This is a genomic window from Planomicrobium stackebrandtii (assembly GCF_030814955.1).
Lineage (GTDB): Bacteria > Bacillota > Bacilli > Bacillales_A > Planococcaceae > Planococcus > Planococcus stackebrandtii.
In genome coordinates this window covers 25,805-45,199 of sequence record NZ_JAUSWB010000008.1, presented here as the reverse complement: position 1 = coordinate 45,199, position 19,395 = coordinate 25,805, and the positions used below count along the sequence as shown (strand labels likewise).

Sequence of the window (19,395 nt, the reverse complement as noted above, 5' to 3'; positions counted from 1 at the left end):
GCGAGTGATCCATAAAAGAGTAGGTTTCTTATATCGGTACAAACTCTCAACTACTTATTATTCCCTAACCGAATCGCCTTGCGGATATCCTTCAGCGACTGGGACGAGCCGTACATCAGCACGCCGCCGCGGTAGACGCGTGCACCGAACCATCCCAATATGCCAATGGTCACCAGCATGATTCCGATAGACAATAACGGTTCCCACAGCGGCAGATCCAGCATGCCGACACGCAGGAACATTACTAACGGGGCAAAAAACGGAATAAAGGATGACACCGTAACATAGCCGGCTTCCGGTATCGAGATTCCGGAAAATGCAATAAGCGATCCGATAATGATCAAAATCATCATCGGCAGCATCAATTGCTGCACATCTTCCGTCCGGCTGACCAATGACCCGAGCAATGCTGCCAGCACCGCATAGAGAAAATAGTCCAACAGGAAAAAGAGAATGGCAAATAGGAATAGGCTGATTTTCACTTCAGAAAAGCCCATGACGCTGAAAAAGCCTTCTGTCAGATCCGTTCCAGCCGTTTGAATGGCAAAATAGCCACCCAAACCGAAAATCATCATCTGCAAAATCCCCAAGGTGCCAATGCCTAAAATTTTTGCGAACATGTGCTTAACCGGAGACACACTGGAGATCAGAATCTCCATGACGCGGGAAGATTTCTCGGTTGCCACTTCCATTGCAATCATGTTCGGATAGTAAATCACGGCCACATAGATGAGCATGATGAGCACATAGACAAGCCCTCTTGCCTGGCTCAGCTCTTCCTGAGATTTTGAAGATTCGGAAATGGCCTGCCGTTCAAATTCCACTGGCATAAATAATTGGCCAACCTGGCTATCATCCAAACCAAGCGATTCCGCTGTTAATGCTGTATGTAGGGCCTGAACCGCAGTTTCAATTTCGATGCCGCTTCCCATTTCATTGGCAGACTCTGAAATGTAGCGGGCTCCCAGTTGTCCATTTTGTGTTAACACCAAATAATCATCAATTGTCCCTTCTGAAATACTTTCCTGAAGTTCTTCTTCAGTCAAGTAGGTAGGTACAACTTCAATGCCGCTGTCCATCAAATCAAATTGGGTTTGCAGTTCCGGCACAAGCCCTGCAGTTTCATCCAACACATGCAGCACATTTTCTTCAGCTTCATCGCCTTCAAAAGCAGCAATGATGTTCGGTATGTTCGCCAACAGAAAAAAGGAGGCAACCACAACCAGTGTTGTGATAATAAATGATTTTGTTCTTGCCTTAGTCAAAAATGCTTGCTTGAAAATAATCCAGAAACTATGCATGATTTTTACCCACTTTCGCAATGAAAATTTCTTCCAAAGAAGGTTCTTCTACTGCAAAATGGCGAAGCGTCCCGAGATTCATCGCGTTAGCCAACAAGACTTGTGCCACGTCTTCATCGGCAATCTGGAACAAGGCGCCGTCTTTGGTTTTGGTAAAATTTTCGACACCTGAGATCTTACTCAAACCGCTGAGGTCGGCGTCCATGTTCAAACGGACTTTCAGCTTGCCGAATGACCGCTTCACTTTTTTGATTGAACCGCCGGCCACTACTTTGCCGCGGTCTAAAATGCTCATGTCGTCGCATAATTCTTCGACATGATCCATCCGGTGACTGGAAAAGACGATGGTGGCCCCTTGCTTCTGAAAATCCAGAATGGCTCGTTTCAGCATTTCCACATTGACCGGATCGAGCCCCGAAAAAGGTTCATCCAATATGAGCAGTGAGGGTTTATGCAACAGCGATGCAATCAATTGAATTTTTTGCTGATTGCCTTTTGACAACTCCTCCACTTTTTTCTGTCCGTAATGCGGGACTTCAAAGCGCTCCAGCCAGGCAGCCGTTTCGCGTTTGGCGTCCGCCTTCGACATCTTGCGCAACTGAGCCAAATACACCAGCTGTTCTTCCACTTTCATTTTCGGATAAAGGCCGCGCTCTTCCGGCAGATAGCCAATTTCCGGACTATTAGAATAGGTAATGGGCTTGCCTTTCCAACGTACCGTCCCATGAGTCGGATCCAGCAGTCCCAGGATCATTCGGAACGTCGTTGTCTTGCCGGCGCCATTCGCCCCAAGAAATCCGTGCATCCCGCCTTCTTCGATCGACATGGAAAGATTGTCCACCGCAGTAAAATCACCAAACTTTTTTGTTACTTGTTCAACATGCAACGCCATTTCCGCTCGCCCCTCTCTTTCTACTTACTACGATGCATCTGCCAAAATGTTTCAAAAATTGCAGGACTTTTCAAAAGAAACCCTTTATACTTAAAATGAATATCCATTCAGAAGGGATTGAATCTCCATGAGAACCTACAAACTGACCGCATTCGAAAAAACGGGGAAACAGATATTGGACGAAACATTTACGGCCGAAACAGACGAAGAGGCACGCGGCAAAGGGCAAGCCATCCTGGAAGAAAAAGAATTGCTTAAACAAACGCATCGCCTGGCGTCACCTGCCGGTAAACTTCTGCTTTTCCATTCATAAGAGCAAAAAAAAGCATGGCGGAAAAATTTCCCGCCATGCTTTTTAATTCCCTTTGAATTCAGGTTTGCGCTTCTCGACAAATGCCTGTATGCCTTCCAAATGATCGGCCGATTTCCGCATCGCTGCTTGCGCTGCCGCTTCCATCTCCAGCACCTGCTCCAATTCATGGATCTTCAACTGATGAAGGATATGCTTGGATGCCAGTTTGGCACTGACCGGTGACGCGATCGTTTCTGCGGCGTAAGCTTCTGCTTGTTCAAGGCCGCGCCCTTCAGCGGTCACTTCTTCGATTAGGCCTTTAGCGAGTGCATCATGCGCTTTTAAGGTCTGTCCTGCCCAGATAATCTGCTGGGCTTTTGGCACACCAACACGTTCTTTCATGAAGAAATGGCCGCCACCATCCGGCACCAGTCCGATGCCGATGAAATTCATCGCCAACTTGCTGTTTTCTTCGGCAATAACATGATCGCAAGCCAGCGCCATGCTGAAACCCAAACCTGCCGATGCCCCGTGAATTGCTGCAATTGTGATTTGAGGCAGCGTGTAAAGCGCTTTTGCCAACCGGCTGACGTCTTGCATGACCAATTCGATATTCATTGGATTTTCCGGATCCATCATTTCCTTGATGTCTCCGCCGGCAGAAAACGCTCGTCCTTCCCCGCGGATGATCAACACTTGTACTGTGCTGTCCTGAAGCAGGGATTCAAAGCAATCCGCCAATTCTTTCATCATCGTTCCATTCATGGCGTTCATCGATTTCGGCCGGTTCAACACCAACTGGCCAATTCGTCCTTGTTTCGTCAATTCAATCGTCTCATACATAAAAAAAGACACCCCTTCGTAAAAATGAATTGTCATTCACCTTTACATATTCGGGATGCCTCTCTTTAATTCCTTTATTTCGAAAAAATTACATGCTTTCGTATAAAGATTGCACAGGTTTGATCAAGACGCGATTTACTTCTTCGATCATTTGGCTCAATCCCATTTCTGCTTCAAGCATTGCCAGGATTTTTTCGTTTTGCTGAGCTGCTTGCGCAGTGCTTTGAGCGTTCATCATTTCTTCTTCAGTGATTTCTTCACCTTGTGTCTGCTTTTGCTGAAGAGATATCTGCAAATCGCGGAAGCTCTTGAACAATTCATTTGCTTCGTTGTCTGAAGTCACTTGTGCCACAGCCTCTTCCAATTTCTTGAACTCGTCTGTCGAGCGGAACGTGCTTTCCAATTTGTTGATATCGTCGTAGATGTTTACTGCCATTTTCATCATTCTCCTCTTTGATTAATTCAGTAATGTGACGATCAATCCTTGCACGATTCCGATAATACCGCCAAGAAGAGCCCCCAATACCGTGATCATTTTAAATTCTCTCCGTGATATCCCAAGCATCAATTCTTCAATTCTGCTGAGCGGCAAAGAATCCACTTGCTCTTTTACCATCGTTTCCATATCAATTTTTGATATAGTTTCTTCCAGTTTCAACTCCCCTTGCTCAAAGACAAAATCAGTAACAAGCGGGGTTATATTGATACTTGTCCATTCTAACCCTCCAGGCCAAGTCTCTGCAAGTGTTGAGTTTAAACGGCTGGAGACCGCAGCTTTTTCCCTGATGTGCTGCTTGACTGCCGCAAGGGCCGATTCAAAGTCAAATTCTTGCAGAAGTTCGTCAACTCTGCGGTCCTGAACTTTTTCCCATTCGCTGTATGCCAGCGTTCCGACCAGTTCAAAAGTGCGGGGAGAATTTAAAAACTTGATGATTTCAGGCTGTATGCGGTCAACCAACGGCTTGGACTCTCCCAGCAGTGAGTGAAGCATGTGGCCGAAACGTCCGCGCGACTCAAAAAATTCATCGAGCAAAGATTTGATCGTTTGTCTGCCATGAGGAGAGTCAAAATAATCGGTGCCCCGGTCGAGAGCATATTGAACGCCTTCAAATAATTTTGTTTCTGTTTCAGCTTTCCAATTCTCAGGCATCAATTCACGTATGGTCTTTCCTTCGATGTATGCCTGAAGCGAATCTTTCTGAAGATCAACCAAATCGTCCAGTTTTGCCTCTATCCTACGGTCCACTCCGGTTTGTCCAGCTGAAAGGAGCCAGTCATTAAATGATTTTGATGATTCAAACACATGCTTGCTCAATTGCCGATTTAGCCATTTTTGAATTTTCATATGCATTTCTTCATTGAAAAAGCGTTTCTTGAACGTTTCCGGTGTCAACAAATGTTCAACCACCGTCCGTCCAAGCTGCGTTGACAATTCATTGCGCCGTTTTGGAATCAAACCTGGTGTGAAAGGCATTCGCCATTTCCCGATATATTTGGCTTCGTATGGCCAAAAAAGCATTTTAATGGCCAAGTGGTTGGTTACTCCACCAATCAAAGCTCCGATAATTGCCATAAACGCTAAAGTTCCCAGTAAGTTCACATTTTCCACTCTTTTCTTTTATTCTTTTTCTATTGCTCACTATCCTCTATAATGTAAGGAGTAAAGCAAGGGGGAATCTGCATGCTTCAGCATTTTAAATTCAAGCCGATGTTCGAAAATCATCAACTGCCGGGATGGAACATTTCCTTCTTTTACAAAAACGAACGGATTACCGGAGAGTACCATCCGGATGGCAGCATCATATGGAACTCAAAGTCTCCTCAAGACGAAGAGACCATCAAAACGATGATCCATGAGCTGATGCTCTACCATGTATACGATTAAAGCGCTGGAAAGTTTCCTGCGCTTTTTTTCGTCCGCTCTTTCAATTATAGGGAACGACGGCCAAATTTAACAGCGATAGCTTCGTGAACTATAAAAAAAGGGAATGCCCCTTACCCAACAGATTGGGTTTGGGACATTCCTGATTGAATTTTATACATCTGGAAATAGGTGCCGCCTAGCTTCATCAATTCTTCATGAGAGCCTGCTTCTGCAATTTCTCCTTTTTCCAGTACCAATATGCGATCGGCATTTTTGATTGTCGACAGCCGATGGGCAATGATGAACGTCGTTCTGCCTTTTTTCAATACGTCCATGGCGTGCTGGATAATTTCCTCTGTCTCTGTATCAATATTGGAGGTTGCTTCATCCAATATCAATATCGCTGGATCGAACGCCAACGCACGGGCAAAGGACACCAATTGCCGCTGTCCGGAAGAAAGCGTACTGCCTTTTTCAACCACTGGCTCATCGATTCCTTTTGGCAAATGGGCCAGTACCCTCTCGCCTCCAACCGCTGCCAACGCATCAATGACCATTTCCCTGGAGATCCGTTCATCGCCAAGCGTCACATTCGACTCGATTGTTCCGCTGAACAGGTAAGGGTCCTGCAGAACAATGCCCATGTGCTGCCTAACCGATTGCCTCGGCATGTCATTGACATTGATTCCGTCAATCGTAATGGCACCTTTAGATACGTCATAAAAGCGGAACAACAGGTTCATGATGGAACTTTTGCCGGAGCCGGTATGGCCGACCAAAGCCACTGTCTCGCCTTGCCTTGCTTCAAAAGAAAGATCCTTCAAGACATATTCCTTTTCCTTATAGGCAAACCAAACGTTTTCAAAACGGACATTCCCTTGATAGCGGGCGAGTTTTTTATCGACAACCGGTTCCCCATTTTGATCCAACAATCGGAATACCCGTTCAGCAGCGACCAATGCCTGCTCCAGCCGGCCAAACTGATTGACGATTCCGCTGATCGGATTGAACAGCCGGATGATGTAATCGATAAACGCATACAGCACCCCGACTGTGACGAGTGTGCTGCCGGACATGGAAGCTCCCCCAAAATACCAGACAAACAGGATAAAGGTCATGGACCGCAGCACTCCTACCAAGTTATACGAAGCTGCTCCTTCAAGCACCAATAATTTCTTCTGGTACTTGTAATGCTCATCATTCATTTCCTCAAATTCGTCTTTCATCTTGCGTTCCCGTCGGAATGCCTGAATAATTGTCATGCCCTGGATCGACTCGTTGATCATGGCATTCATTTCACTGACCTTCTCCCGCACTACATGATTGTAGCGGGCTGCATATTTGCGGTATATCAGCATCCAAATATACAGCAGCGGTATCAGCACCAATGTCATGGCTGCCATTTTCCAGTCAAGATAAAACAGCGCAATATAAATTCCGCCCATATACATAAAGCTCGTTGCAAATTGAGACAGCACCGTCACAAACAAATCGCGGATGGCTTCCGTATCATTGGTAATGCGCGACACTACTTTTCCTGCCGGCAAATTATCAAAATAACGGATTGGCAAAGTTTGTGTGTGTTCATAAACATCATTGCGCATCTTCCGGATAATCCGGTTGGCTCCTTTTTGCAAAAGAATGGATTGCCAGTAGCGGAAAATCGCGGTCACGATGGCAAGCACGAAGAACAAAGCCAATAAATAAGCGATCGGCTCAAAGTCTACTGTAGCGCCTGACATTGCTATATGGTTGTCGATGATTTCTTTGGCAATGAGCGGTGCTGCCAAATCTGCTGCTACAGCAATAGCCAGCATAACTAACCCCAAAATCAGGACACCCTTAAAATTCATTGCATATTGTACTAAACGTTTTCCTGTACCCATGTCTACACCTCCTCGATTTGCTGTCGGAGGAATTGTTCGTTATACCAGCCTTTTGTTTTCAGCAAATCATCATGAGTTCCTTCTTCTATAATCTTCCCGTCATCAAGCACGACGATCCAATCTGCATGTTTTACCGCAGAAAGCCGGTGCGTAGTGATGATGGTTGTCTTGCCCGAACGCTCTGCCTGGATGTTTTCAATGATCCGTGCTTCCGTTTTCGCGTCGACCGCCGACAAGGAATCGTCCAATATCAGAATTTCCGGGTTTTTGATCAATGCCCGGGCAATCGAAATACGCTGCTTCTGGCCACCGGACAAGGCTACTCCTTTTTCACCGACCAATGTATCCAGCCCGCTTGGCAATAGCGCCAAATCTTTTTCAAAATAAGACAGGCGAAGCGCTTCGATCAGTTCTCTCTCGCTGGCGTCCGATTTTCCAAACAGGATGTTTTCCCGGATGGTCCGCGAAAACAGTACATGATCCTGCGGCACATAGCCGATCCAGCTGCGCAATTGGTCTTTCGTCAATTTCTTCAATTCGATGCCGTTCATTAGTATAGATCCTTGTCCGGTCGGGTACTCTCTCATCAATTGCTTGACGAAAGTCGTTTTCCCGCTGCCGGTCTTGCCGACAACTCCCAGTGTTTGTCCGCTGTTCATCGAAAGATTGATGCCTTGAAGATTGATGGAACTTGACTGTGGATACGTAAAGCTGAAATCCTTGAAGCCAATCTGTTCCGGAAGCCCGGTTTTAACAGGATTTTTGGGATCGGTCACATCTTCTGGATAATCCAGTGTTTCATTAACCCGATCCAAGGATGCATTTCCCCGCTGCAGAATATTGATCAGTTCGCCGATAGCAAACATCGGCCAGACGATCATTCCCAGGTAAACGTTGAACGCGACCAAGTCGCCAAGCGTCATCGTTCCTTCCGCCACTAAAAATGCTCCATAGCCAAGACCCACCATATAGCTGATGGATGTCAGAACTTTGGTCACTGGCGCAAACAAAGCGTCAATCCGCTCTACTGCCATGTTTTTTTCATAAACATCGTCTGTCATATCGGCAAATTGCTGCTCCGACGCCCGTTCTTGGACGTATGCCCGAATAACGCGCACACCTCCGACCGACTCCAGCACACTGTCGTTCATATCGCCGAACGCTTCCTGCGCCTCCATGTAACGGGTGTGAATCTTTTTCCCTAGCATTTGGACTACAATCGCCAGGATTGGCAGTGGAATCATTGCAAGAAATGTCAATTCCCATGAAACCAGCATGCCCATGGCAATGATGATGGTCGCCATGTATAAAGTGGAATCGACCAGAGTCAAAATGCCAAAGCCGGCTGTTTCAGAAATTGCCTTCAAGTCATTGGTAGCACGTGCCATCAGGTCGCCTGTCCGATTTTTCTCGTAAAAAGTCGGAGTCATTTTCAGGAAATGCCCCATGAGGCTGGAACGAAGTTGTCGCTCGATTACATAAGCACCGCCAAATAATTGATATTGCCAAACAAAATTGATCAAATAGGCCAATACTAAGGCTGCCGCCAAAACGGCAATATACTGCCACATCAATTCTGCAGTCAGTTCTCCTTGAGCTATCGAATCGATTGCGATTCCGATCAGCCATGGCGGGATGATTTCTAAAATATTTGCAAAAAACAGCAGAACAATCGCTGTGGTATAACGCAGCCAATTTTCTTTAAAAAACCATTTTAATTTCCACAATACATCAAACATTGTTTACGCCTTCTTTCTTTTTTCCAAATCCGCTAATCGCCTTCTAACGATTCCTTGATCATGATTTTCCCTTTATGAAGTATTTTCATCTCCAACAGCTCCTCGTTGATTTTTATTTAAACAGCTTTGAAACTGATCAAACCACAAAAAAACGCACGCCTCGTTTATGGGCGCACGCTCATGAAAACAGGACAGTTTTACAGACCCGTCCTGAATATTTCTATTTCCGAAATAAGGTCAGGAAAAAAATACAGGAGGTTCCGATAATGATATTAAATTGATCTTCTTTATGTTTTTCAGCTTTTTCATTATCAAAACCTCCATTTCCTTTTATTTGTTAATTCAAGAGTACCAAAGTCTTTTTTGAATTGTCAAGATTTTTCGACAATACTTTCTTTTCAGAGAAGCTTAGTGATGTTTTCAATCTACGGCTTGAGGGTAATTTACCTTTAAAGGAAAAGGACGGGGTGATGGAAATGTATAAAAACATTGCAGTAGCATATGATGGATCTGAAGGAAGCCGGTTCGCGCTTGAGAAAGCGGTGGAACTTGTGAAAGCCCTGCCAGATGCCAAGCTTTCCGTAATCTACGTTAATGAGGAATCTCGGGAAAGTATCGGCTATATGGATCCTGGAACTGCTTCAGCTCCTGTCATTTCAGCCAATGTTGACAGCAATTATGCTCAGTTTATGCCACCTGGAATAGGCGACGAGGGCTTCAGCCCACCAAAGGAATATGACAACTCTACAGTTGAATATTCAAAGCACATGCACACATCTATTCAGCAGCAGCTGGACGCACGCAACACCACAGCTTCTGTACTCGCCCTTGAAGGAAATGCTGCCAAAACGATTTCTGCTTTTATCGAGGAACAGAATATCGATTTACTGGTGATCGGCAATAGCGGAAAATCTGGACTGCAGAAATTTTTTGTTGGATCGGTCAGCAAAAAACTGATCAAAGACTCTCCAAGTTCGATATTGGTAGTCAAATAAAAAATCCGGTCTGCTGGCAAACGCTTATTGCCAGCAGATCGGATTTTCGAGCATTAATACGTAAAAACATCACAATTTCATCACAAAATTGGTAGTTTATTTTCCTAATGGATGGGTAAAGATTACTAGTAACAAAAATACGCGTTGACCAACAGGAAGAAGGGATCACCCATGCCAAGACATACAGTTTACTTTTTATCTTCCCACCAGCATCGTGGTTTAATGGCTGAAATTTGGGCTAATCGGCTCATGCTTCCTGATTGGGAAATTCGCAGCGCTGCCTGGACACAGGATTCACAATCCTCTACCAATGAAATGCCTTTGGAAGTAATGAAAGAAGTTATATTGGACTTGCCTCAAGTTGAAGCACGTGCCTACGACTCAGAAGAAGTAAGCGAAGCTGATCTGATTATCGCTTTGCACGACGGCGACCTTGAACAAGGAGACATTCCATCTGACTTGCCCAGCCAGAAACTGTTGCGCTGGGACATCCGCAACCCCGAGCTGCGGAGCACCGACAGCATAGAACAATGGGCACTTTACCAAGAGATTTGCGATGAAATTGCAATGAACATAAAAAACATGGAATCGTATTTCCGTGCAGATTACGTATAAAACCATCGCCGATAATTATCGGTGATGGTTTTATTTGCGTGTAAAGAAAATCTAATATATAGGAGTCTTAAATTTAAAGGGTAAACTCTTAAATCTAGGTCCTAGGGGCATAAGAAACGCCGCTTCGCCGGAGCGTCTTATGCCCGTCGGACCTACATGGGCGCTTGCGCTTTTCTTTATTGTCTAGACTCCAGCACCCAGGCCCTAGGGTCATAAGCCACTCCGATGTCCAGTTGCAGTGCCTAGCTCTTCGGGATGTAAGCCACTCTGGCTGTGCGGCTGAAACACGCCGCTTCGCCAGTGCGTCTTACACCTGTCAGAGCTGAACAGGCACTTTCACTTTTCGTGCTGTGCGGCTGAAGAAACGCCGCTTCGCCGGAGCGTCTTATGCCCGTCGGACCTACATGGGCGCTTGCGCTTTTCTTATTGTCCAGACTCCAGCGCCCAGCCCCTCGAGTCGCTTCACCCTTACCAACAATGGCAAAGATCGCCATTACCGGTAAGGCTTCCAGCGCTTGTCGGAGGGCCGCAGGATGCGGGTCAGCTAACCGTTGCGACAGGAAGTCGCGCTATTAAATTAGCTTCTGCTTATGGCTGCTTTCGCTTTTATTAAGTATAAAGGATTGCGCGTACTGGGCTGCCTTCTGCGCCTTTGATTTTTAATGGTAACGCTGCTAAACGATAAACCCCTTCTGCCACATCGTCCAGTACTATACCTTCCAGAATAAATCGCTGGTGCCGGTTCATTGCTTGGTGCATCGGCAGTTCTTTGCTGGTCTCCGGATCTACCGAAGGCACATCGACTCCAAGTAACTTCACACCATTATCTTCCATCCACTTTGCGATCGACTCATCAAACACCGGCCATGTTTCGGGGAACCGGCTCCTGTCTTTCCAGGCCACGGTTTTCAGCAATAAAGTTGTTACGCCTTCTTCAAGCGACACCAAATCTGCTGCACTGATTGTGCTCAGCCCACTGACATCCACAACCTGCGCTTTCGACAAATAGATGTCCAAAGGCAGCTCATCTATTTTAATCCCATCATCATCGTAATGAAAAGGTGCATCTACATGCGTGCCGACGTGGGTACTGGACTGCAGTTTTCCAACATTGACTGAACCGCTTTGTTCTTTGGTGACAGACAATTCGTAGCTAAACGGCATATCTCCCGGCCACTCAGGCGTTCCATTGCTCAATTCCATGGAAATATCGATAATATTTTTGGGTTCCATTCAAGCCACCACATTTCGTTCATTGCTGAAGTTTTTGTAGGTTTCGTTTTTCATGATGCTCTGCAGTTTTTCTGCCACTTGCTCCACATCACTAAACGATGTGTAAAATGCGATAGGCGCCAGCCGTATGATGTTCGGGGCACGGAAATCGGGAATGATTTTTGCTTCTTTCAATGCTTTGCAGATCCGTGCAGCTTCTGGATGGGAAAAAGCGATGTGGCCGCCTCTTGCCTCGTCATTAATAGGTGTTACGTCAACCAATTCAGGAATCTTCTGTCCGACCAATTGTCTCAGTAGACTTGTCAGCTCGAGCGACTTTTGGCGAACCGCTTGAATCCCCGCTTCTTCAAACAATTCCAGACTCCCCAATAGTGGAGCCATGCTGAAAATATGCGGCGTCCCAATTTGATATGCACCTGCCCCCTTCGCTTTCGAAAATTCGTGGTCCATATCAAATTGGCGCGTCTTATCAGAACCGAACCAGCCGGCATTGCCTGGAAGCAAATCATGGTGGCGCTCATGCAAATAAAGTCCGCCTGTTCCACCCGGTCCCGAGTTCATGTATTTATAATGGCACCAGACAGCAAAATCCACTCCCGCATCATGTAATTCATGCGGCATGGCACCAATTGAATGCGCCAGATCAAAACCGACGATAATTCCTTTTTGATGGGCTGCTTGTGTTATTTCACGAATCGGCAATAATTGGCCGCTTCTATACAGCACAGACGGCAGCAGCAAAACAGCCACATCGTCTTTCATCTGTTCAATAATTTGATCCAGCTCCAGCGTGTAGCCGTCTTTGCTTCCGACTTTACGCATCGCCTGTGCCGGGTCTAGTCCTCGCAGCCGAAGATGACTCTCCACCGCATAGATGTCGGAAGGGAAATTCAAGTCGTCCACGACGATTGCATAACGTTCTTTTGTCGGCTGAAACACCGTTGACAGCATTTGATGGATATTCGATGTAATCGATCCAGTCACCATTACTTCGTGGACTTCTGCTCCGACCAATGGTGCAATGCGTGCGCTCATCGTTTCCGCTAAAGTAAACCAAGGATGCTCTCCCTCGGTCCATCCATCAATGCCAAATGTCTTCCAGCTGTCCATTAAAGCCTGCAGTTTTGCTTCTGCCCGCCTCGACATTAGTCCAAGTGAGTTGCCGTCCATATATACCGTATCTTTTTCTACAAAAAACTCCTGTTTAAAATTCGCTAACGGATCCTGCTGATCTCTTTCCTTGCTTGTCACCATTTCCATCCTCCTTCAGCCATTACATCGCATAAGCGATTGCACCGAGAACTGCCGTAATCAGTACGACAATCCACGGAGCCAGTTTAAAATAGACTAACATTGTGAAGGCAGTTATCGCAATTGCAAAATCAACAGGTCCACGGATTCCTGAAGTGAAGACAGGATCATACAAGGCTGCCAGCAATATCCCGACCACGCTGGCATTGACGCCTTTTAATGCTGCCTGGACTCCAGACTTCGTACGTATGATGCTCCAGAAAGGCAAAGTGCCAATGATCAACAAGAATGATGGCAAGAACATGGCAATTACAGCAATCACCACTCCCCACCCACCATTCATCAATTGACCCAAATAACTAGCCAGTGTAAAGAGTGGTCCTGGCACGGCTTGAGCCGCTCCATAGCCCGCGATGAACGTATCAGGCGCCATCCATTCCGGCACCACTTCCCGCTCGAGCATAGGCAGCACAACGTGGCCGCCACCAAAAACAATCGAGCCAACCCGATAAAAAATATCGAAAATAGCGAAAGAAGTGGATTCAATAAACGGCCGGATCAATGGTAAGCCGATCAACAAGGTGGCAAAAATAGCCCAAGCGGCTAAGCCAGTCTTTTTTCCAAAACTCAATACCAGTTTGACCGGATCAGGTGCTTTGTCGTTTCGGTAAATAGCATAGCCAAGTATGCCTGCCAAAACAATGACTCCGATTTGCGCCCAGGTTGTCGGTATCAACAAAATGATGATAGCCGCTCCTACCGCAATCACGATTCGCTGCCGGTCAGGCGCTAAACTTTTACCCATCCCCAGTAGCGCGTGTGCTACAACAGCGACGGCGACAATTTTCAGCCCCTGGATCCATCCGCTGTCGAACGATCCATTGGTGACAACGAGTGCAAATAGCAAAAGCAGGATAACTGAAGGCATCGTGAATCCGAACCAGGATAAAAATCCGCCGAAGATCCCCCCTCGCAGCATGCCAATGGAAATCCCCACCTGTGAACTGGCAGGTCCAGGAAGAAACTGGCAAAGTGCCACTAAATCTGCGTATGCTTTGTCGTCCAGCCACTTTCTTTTGGTGACATACTCATCTCTGAAATAGCCGATATGCGCAGCAGGCCCTCCAAATGAAGTTAGCCCTAATTTAGTCGAAGCCTTTAAAATTTCTGAATAGTTGTTCCTTTTCTTAGCCATAGCTCTCTCCTTTAAAATAAAGATTCTAATTATAAGCATAACTGTTTGCTTATATGTTTCAACATTAAATTTATGTAAAAATTATGAACTGCTCTGTAATGGAAGCTGTTGGGTATTGACATTGCTCCCGAAGACATCGATACTATTAAAAGACGGTTTGACGGCATCCGTCCATTTTACTCATCCAATCTAGAACTTCGCCATTCATATATGAGCTCCCAACTATATATTCTACTTACTAAAATACAAAATAAAGATAGTGAAACGGCCCTCCTTTGAGGGTCGTTTCACTTTGTTTCAGCGACTTGGAGGCGGGAAACTTTATGGACCTGTATACAAATTTACGCAAAGGGGAAAAAGGCGCCTGGATCAGCATCGGGGCATACGTTTTTCTCAGCGCGATTAAGCTCTTTTTTGGTTTTTGGGGTTCTTCTGAAGCCTTGAAAGCGGATGGTTTCAACAACTTGACAGACATCATTGCCTCTATCGCGGTGCTGGTCGGCCTCAGAATTTCTCAGAAGCCGCCGGATGAAAACCATCACTACGGCCATCTGCGAGCCGAGACAATTGCCTCGCTTTTGGCTTCTTTCATCATGGCAGTCATCGGTCTGCAAGTTCTGACCAATGCTGTACGGTCAATTTTTGAACCAGCTGCGGAAGCTCCTTCATTAATTACGGCCTGGGTCGCTTTTTTCTCGGCAATCGTAATGTATGCAGTGTATCGCTATAACTTGAAACTCAGCAAAGAAATCAAAAGTTCTGCTGTACGTGCCGCAGCTTATGACAATCGGTCAGATGCTCTGGTCAGTATCGGTGCCGGAATTGGTATTATTGGGGCAATCTTTGGTGCACCGATTTTGGATATTGTTACAGCCTTTATTGTCGGACTGATCATCATCAAGACCGCACTCGATATCTTTAAAGAGTCCGTCATCACGCTAACGGACGGCTTTGATGAAGACGAAGTTGAAACCCTGTCTGTCTTGGTACGGAGAGTTCCTGGCGTCATCGCGTTGCGCGACTTTAAAGGACGCAATCACGGCAATGTCATGTTCATCGATTTAACGGTCAGTGTCGGCCCTTATTTGAATGTCGTGGAAAGCCATTGGATCACAGAGGAAATCGAAAGAAAAATTCAGAAAGTCAAACCTCATTGCGTTATTCTTGTTCATATTGAACCGGATTATGCGTATTCTGACAGTCAAGAAGATTAATTGATTCGTTGACCATAAGAATTTCAATGCAGCAAACTAAACAGCCCATGACAAAAGAATCCGCTCTTTCCAAAGGGCGGATTCTTTTGTCTATTTTTTGCTCTGTGAACCAATTCGGATTTCAGGATGACCCGTAAGACCTGCAAGATCATTTAATTTTTGCTGTAAAAAATTACGATCTATCGATTTCAGCTCCTGTTCATTAATCCCTTCCAACAAGTAAAGCTGTATTTTCCAGATGGCTTCATACCGCTCTTCAGGGGCTAGTGAGGCAGCAATCAATAAGGAATCGGTCATTGATGCAATTACCGAAATGTCGTTTTTTCCGTGATAGGAAATTTGATGAAAAGTTCGATATAAAATATCTTCATAAGCTGAAAAACGATACAGAACCCGATTATTCTCATTAGCATCCGTCAATACTAATCCATCAGTTTTCAAGTGTCCCATTCTGCCTAACAACGGCCCTATCCGAATCAAAATATTATTGCATGTATTCGGATCCAACCTTCCTGGTGAAATGGCGCGTATAGCAACTTCAATCACCTTCTGAATCGCATAGCCTAAATCTTGTTCAGCTGTTCGATCGTCACCAATGGCATAATATTTTTTGAAATCCAGTTGTTTGCCATTCTTATGATAGACATGAATCATTGGTTTCCCTTCATATAAGTAATCACCAATTTTTACTGCCAGATCAATTTCAATTTCCTGCTTTTCAGCAAATTTAACTAAACCAATCAAATCAAAAAATTGAATGTATCCCGCCTTATCTGCTCGAATGGTTTGCTGCTCCCCTTGAGGTTTCCAGCTATCCAATGAAACATAGTCTTTTTCATGCAGCTTCTCATAATAGGAAATAACATCTTCTCCATCCTCGATCAGCTTATTGATGAGGGTGCTGACCTGGACATTGGATGCCACAAAATGAACATAATAAGCAAAAGCCCCTATACAAAAGAAGACAATGAGTATGCCGATAGATGTAGTCAATACTTCATGATCAAAAACATCTTCTTGAAGATATAGAAGAGATAGCATATTGTAGATAAAACCCGCAAGAAAGATTCCGAGTACATGTCGGGTGGTCCGGCTGCGAATGAAATTTTCAGGTGCTCGAGGAGAAAATTGTGAAGAATACATTGTCAGAACGACTAAAATTGTTGAAAACGTAAAAGTGGTCATGGTGAGCATGGCAGCTGTTAAAATGCCTAATATAGTTTGAGCGTCTTCTACTCCTGTCAAGAAAATAGAAGGGATGTGAACATCAAACCGGCTAATTACGAACAACTCTATATAAAAACTGGCCAAAGACAGGAGAATGGCTGCCGCACAATAAATTGTCGGAGTGATCCAAACTTTTTCTTTTAATAAATAAGCAATGGGTTTCACGCCTACTTCCCTCATTTCCTGTTTGGATTTCACCACTTAGCTGGCATCATCTCTTTCAAGCTTTCTAGGAAAAACCACAGCTGCCAATCCTTTTTTTACGGGTCACTATCCTTGACTGACCTGCATCCTTTAGCTGCCTGAGGTGTCCTTAGCATTTGAAACGATGCAGCCAAAGCCATAAAAATATTTAAGAAACTAAAAAAGACCGGATTTAGAGTTCCGGTCCTCCAAATTTATAAACGAATTGGCAATTCCTTGACGCCACGGACAATCATACCCGGCCGCCATTCAAGATCGCTGCTTTTGACAGCCAGCCCCATCTTTGGAAAATGATCTAATAGGCTCGCAATGGCAATTTCTCCTTCTAGGCGTGCAAGAGGCGCTCCAAGGCACATATGGATGCCTTTCCCAAATGCCAGATGCGGACTTTTTTCACGCTGGATATCGAACAGTTCGGGATCGGCAAATTGGTCTGGATCACGGTTGGCAGAATTTAGCGAAGCGACGACCAGATCGCCTTTTTTCAACGCTTTTCCTTGAAATTCAAAATCTTCGGCTGCCCACCGTGACGTGCTGAACTCCACCGGTCCATTAAAGCGCAAGGACTCTTCGATTGCCTGATTAACGAGTTCCGGTTTCTCCATTAACAGCTTTCGCTGCTCTGGGTTTTCCAACAGGGACAAAACCGTATTACCGATTAAGTTCACCGTTGTTTCATGGCCAGCGATGATCAATAGAGTCACCACTCCATACAGCTCTCTTTCGCTCAAGCGGTCGCCTTCTTCCTCTGCCTGGATCAATTTGCTGATCAAGTCGTCTCCAGGGTGCTCGCGGACTTTGGCAAACCACTGGCCTAAGTATTGGACAAATTCATTCATGTGCTGTTGGACAGTGACTCCCAGCTCTCCACTGGTGCCTTCGATCATCGAGTTCGACCACAGCCTGAATTTGTCACGATCTGCTGAAGGTACACCCAGAATTTCGCAAATGACGATAATCGGCAATGGAAAAGCAAATTCATCAATCAAATCGACTTGGTCTCGGCCTTCCATTGCCGCCAATAGCTCATCCGTTATTTCCTGTATCCGCTCGCGCATACCCAAAATCATTTTAGGCGTAAAAGCTTTCTGGGCAAGACCGCGCAGCCGTTTATGGTCCGGTGGATCTGAGAACAGCATGTTTTGTGTAAAGACGCTCATCTGATCCATACTGCCTCCATAAATTTTTGAAAGATCTTTCGTAAACCGTGGATCTTTCAGCACTTTTTCTGCCTCTTCATAACGCGTCACCATCCAGCCGCTTTGGCCATCCGGAAAACGTACTGCGTGTATCGGATCTTCTTCCCGCAATTTGCTGTAGGTCGGGTAGGGATTCTGTGTAAATTGGTCTGTAAACAAGCCTGAATCATTTGAAGTCATTTTCATTCCTCCTTTTCCCTCTTCTATACCCTGCGCGCAATGGACTCACCTCGTTCAAATTTACCAAATTCTCCTATATGCTTACTTTTTGGAAGCAGTCGCTAACGCATGGGCCATCAAACTTTTGACGAATTGATCAAAATGCGCAAACCGGGGATCTTGTGTTTGCCCCTTTTTATACCGATAGTAAATCTGCTGGATGATGACCGCCAGTTTAAAATACGCAAACGTCAAATAAAAGTTCATATCCGAGACGTCACGCCCACTTTTTTCGCCATAGCTCGCGATAAACTCTTCACGGCTATAGAATCCTTTCAACACCGTTACGGGTGCTTTCCCGAGCCCATTTTTCAATAAATCCGGGTCTTCCGCCTGAATCCAGTAGCTCATGGCAGCTCCTAAGTCTGCGAGCGGATCTCCAACTGTCGTCATTTCCCAGTCAAACAATCCTGTCATTTCCGAAAAATCCTCCGAAAACATGGCATTATTCAACTTAAAGTCATAATGGATAATCGCAGGTGCCTGCGAGACGGGTATGTTCGCAAGCATCCAGCCCATAAGCTGGTCTATGCCTTCAATCTTATCTGTTTGCGCACGTTCATAACGGCCGATCCACCCCTCGACTTGCCGCTGCATAAAACCTTCTGGCTTTGCCATATCAGCCAATGCGGTTTTTCTGTAATCCAGCGAGTGAAGTTCAACCAAAGTGTCGACCATTTTCTCTGAAATTTTCCTGCCCAGTTCTTCGGTCGGCTCAATTCCCTCCGGAAACTCGTTGTCCAAAACAATTCCATGTCTTCTTTCCATAATAAAAAAGGGGCTCCCGATAATGGATGCGTCTTCCGAATAAACCAAAGGCTTTGGGGCAGTCTTAAAAATGGGATAGAGCGCAGACAGGATCTTGAATTCCCGTTCCATATCATGTGCTTTAGGTGCAACGGGACCAAGCGGCGGCCTTCTCAGTACTGCTTCCCAACTTCCGATTTGCAGAGCGTATGTTAAATTGGAATGCCCCGTGCCAAACTGGTGTATACGAAGCTCTCCTTGAGGCAAGTCTTTGATGTTTTTGCGCAGAAATTGTTCAAGCTCTTTCTTGTTAAGCCCTTCTCCTGATCTTACGGTAATGATCATGCCTTTTTGCTCTACCATTTCTCCACCTCTTTTGTTTCAAATAAGTTTAGCTGACTGGAATAATCGGAATAGTCACTTTATGTTAGCGCTATCATCCATTTAATGCAAGAAGCCTCATTTCCAATATTCCAAAT

18 protein-coding genes are annotated in these 19,395 nt (G+C 45.4%); 5 read left to right on the top strand and 13 right to left on the bottom strand.

Translation table 11 applies throughout. From position 1 onward, the window contains the following. Positions 1–50 precede the first annotated feature (50 nt). Together QOZ98_RS15170 and QOZ98_RS15165 are read right to left on the bottom strand one after the other, a co-directional pair. Positions 51–1,301, bottom strand: a complete 1,251-nt coding sequence (locus QOZ98_RS15170) for an ABC transporter permease (protein ID WP_308788205.1) — start codon at positions 1,299–1,301, stop codon at positions 51–53. Beyond that, a complete protein-coding gene (locus tag QOZ98_RS15165; protein WP_308788204.1) occupies positions 1,294–2,193 on the bottom strand; it encodes an ABC transporter ATP-binding protein in 900 nt (299 codons plus the stop codon). The genes QOZ98_RS15170 and QOZ98_RS15165 overlap by 8 nt, the downstream gene beginning before the upstream one ends. 127 nt (positions 2,194–2,320) lie before the next feature. On the opposite strand from QOZ98_RS15165, the gene QOZ98_RS15160 reads away from it, so the two are divergent. Further along, entirely contained in the window at positions 2,321–2,506 is a 186-nt protein-coding gene (locus QOZ98_RS15160; protein ID WP_142828740.1) for a YhzD family protein, read from the top strand. A gap of 42 nt (positions 2,507–2,548) precedes the next feature. On the opposite strand, the gene QOZ98_RS15155 is transcribed toward QOZ98_RS15160, so the two are convergent. The 3 genes from QOZ98_RS15155 to QOZ98_RS15145 form a co-directional block, all read right to left on the bottom strand. Further along, positions 2,549–3,328, bottom strand: coding sequence for an enoyl-CoA hydratase (locus QOZ98_RS15155; RefSeq protein ID WP_308788203.1), 780 nt, complete (start codon positions 3,326–3,328; stop codon positions 2,549–2,551). Positions 3,329–3,416: 88 nt separating this feature from the next. Then, entirely contained in the window at positions 3,417–3,764 is a 348-nt protein-coding gene (locus QOZ98_RS15150) for a YlbF family regulator (RefSeq protein ID WP_142828736.1), read from the bottom strand. Positions 3,765–3,785: 21 nt separating this feature from the next. Further along, entirely contained in the window at positions 3,786–4,928 is a 1,143-nt protein-coding gene (locus QOZ98_RS15145) for a DUF445 domain-containing protein (RefSeq protein ID WP_308788202.1), read from the bottom strand. A gap of 81 nt (positions 4,929–5,009) precedes the next feature. On the opposite strand from QOZ98_RS15145, the gene QOZ98_RS15140 reads away from it, so the two are divergent. Beyond that, positions 5,010–5,213: a YheE family protein gene (locus QOZ98_RS15140; RefSeq protein WP_142828734.1), complete on the top strand. Its 204-nt coding sequence runs from the start codon at positions 5,010–5,012 to the stop codon at positions 5,211–5,213. A 110-nt stretch (positions 5,214–5,323) separates the two neighbouring features. Here the strand turns inward: QOZ98_RS15140 and QOZ98_RS15135 are convergent, their stop codons facing one another. Beyond that, positions 5,324–7,078, bottom strand: a complete 1,755-nt coding sequence (locus QOZ98_RS15135; protein WP_308788201.1) for an ABC transporter ATP-binding protein — start codon at positions 7,076–7,078, stop codon at positions 5,324–5,326. Positions 7,079–7,080: 2 nt separating this feature from the next. Further along, positions 7,081–8,817 (bottom strand): ABC transporter ATP-binding protein, encoded by a 1,737-nt coding sequence (locus QOZ98_RS15130; RefSeq protein ID WP_308788200.1) that lies wholly within the window; start codon positions 8,815–8,817, stop codon positions 7,081–7,083. Between the two features lie 476 nt (positions 8,818–9,293). Between QOZ98_RS15130 and QOZ98_RS15125 the strand changes: the two genes are divergently transcribed. Next, a complete protein-coding gene (locus QOZ98_RS15125; RefSeq protein ID WP_308788199.1) occupies positions 9,294–9,812 on the top strand; it encodes a universal stress protein in 519 nt (172 codons plus the stop codon). Positions 9,813–9,983: 171 nt separating this feature from the next. Further along, positions 9,984–10,427, top strand: a complete 444-nt coding sequence (locus tag QOZ98_RS15120) for an arsenate-mycothiol transferase ArsC (protein ID WP_308788198.1) — start codon at positions 9,984–9,986, stop codon at positions 10,425–10,427. A gap of 609 nt (positions 10,428–11,036) precedes the next feature. On the opposite strand, the gene kynB is transcribed toward QOZ98_RS15120, so the two are convergent. From kynB to chrA, 3 genes are read right to left on the bottom strand one after another with little or no spacing between them, the layout of a single operon-like run. Further along, the gene (gene kynB / locus QOZ98_RS15115) at positions 11,037–11,660 is read right to left on the bottom strand and encodes an arylformamidase (RefSeq protein ID WP_308788197.1); all 624 of its coding nucleotides are present in this window, start codon (positions 11,658–11,660) and stop codon (positions 11,037–11,039) included. Continuing rightward, on the bottom strand, positions 11,661–12,914 hold the full coding sequence (gene kynU, locus QOZ98_RS15110; protein ID WP_308788196.1) for a kynureninase: 1,254 nt from the start codon (positions 12,912–12,914) through the stop codon (positions 11,661–11,663). It abuts the gene before it with no gap. Between the two features lie 19 nt (positions 12,915–12,933). Next, positions 12,934–14,106 carry a chromate efflux transporter gene (gene chrA / locus QOZ98_RS15105; RefSeq protein WP_308788195.1) on the bottom strand — a complete coding sequence of 391 codons (1,173 nt, stop codon included), beginning with the start codon at positions 14,104–14,106 and terminating at the stop codon, positions 12,934–12,936. A gap of 323 nt (positions 14,107–14,429) precedes the next feature. On the opposite strand from chrA, the gene QOZ98_RS15100 reads away from it, so the two are divergent. Continuing rightward, on the top strand, positions 14,430–15,320 hold the full coding sequence (locus QOZ98_RS15100) for a cation diffusion facilitator family transporter (RefSeq protein ID WP_308788194.1): 891 nt from the start codon (positions 14,430–14,432) through the stop codon (positions 15,318–15,320). 90 nt (positions 15,321–15,410) lie between these two features. On the opposite strand, the gene QOZ98_RS15095 is transcribed toward QOZ98_RS15100, so the two are convergent. The 3 genes from QOZ98_RS15095 to QOZ98_RS15085 form a co-directional block, all read right to left on the bottom strand. Then, positions 15,411–16,748 carry a DUF2254 domain-containing protein gene (locus QOZ98_RS15095; protein WP_308788193.1) on the bottom strand — a complete coding sequence of 446 codons (1,338 nt, stop codon included), beginning with the start codon at positions 16,746–16,748 and terminating at the stop codon, positions 15,411–15,413. 197 nt (positions 16,749–16,945) lie between these two features. Next, complete coding sequence (locus tag QOZ98_RS15090) at positions 16,946–18,130, bottom strand: cytochrome P450 family protein (RefSeq protein WP_308788192.1); 1,185 nt, start codon at positions 18,128–18,130, stop codon at positions 16,946–16,948. 81 nt (positions 18,131–18,211) lie between these two features. Next, entirely contained in the window at positions 18,212–19,279 is a 1,068-nt protein-coding gene (locus QOZ98_RS15085) for a phosphotransferase family protein (RefSeq protein WP_308788191.1), read from the bottom strand. Positions 19,280–19,395 lie beyond the last annotated feature (116 nt).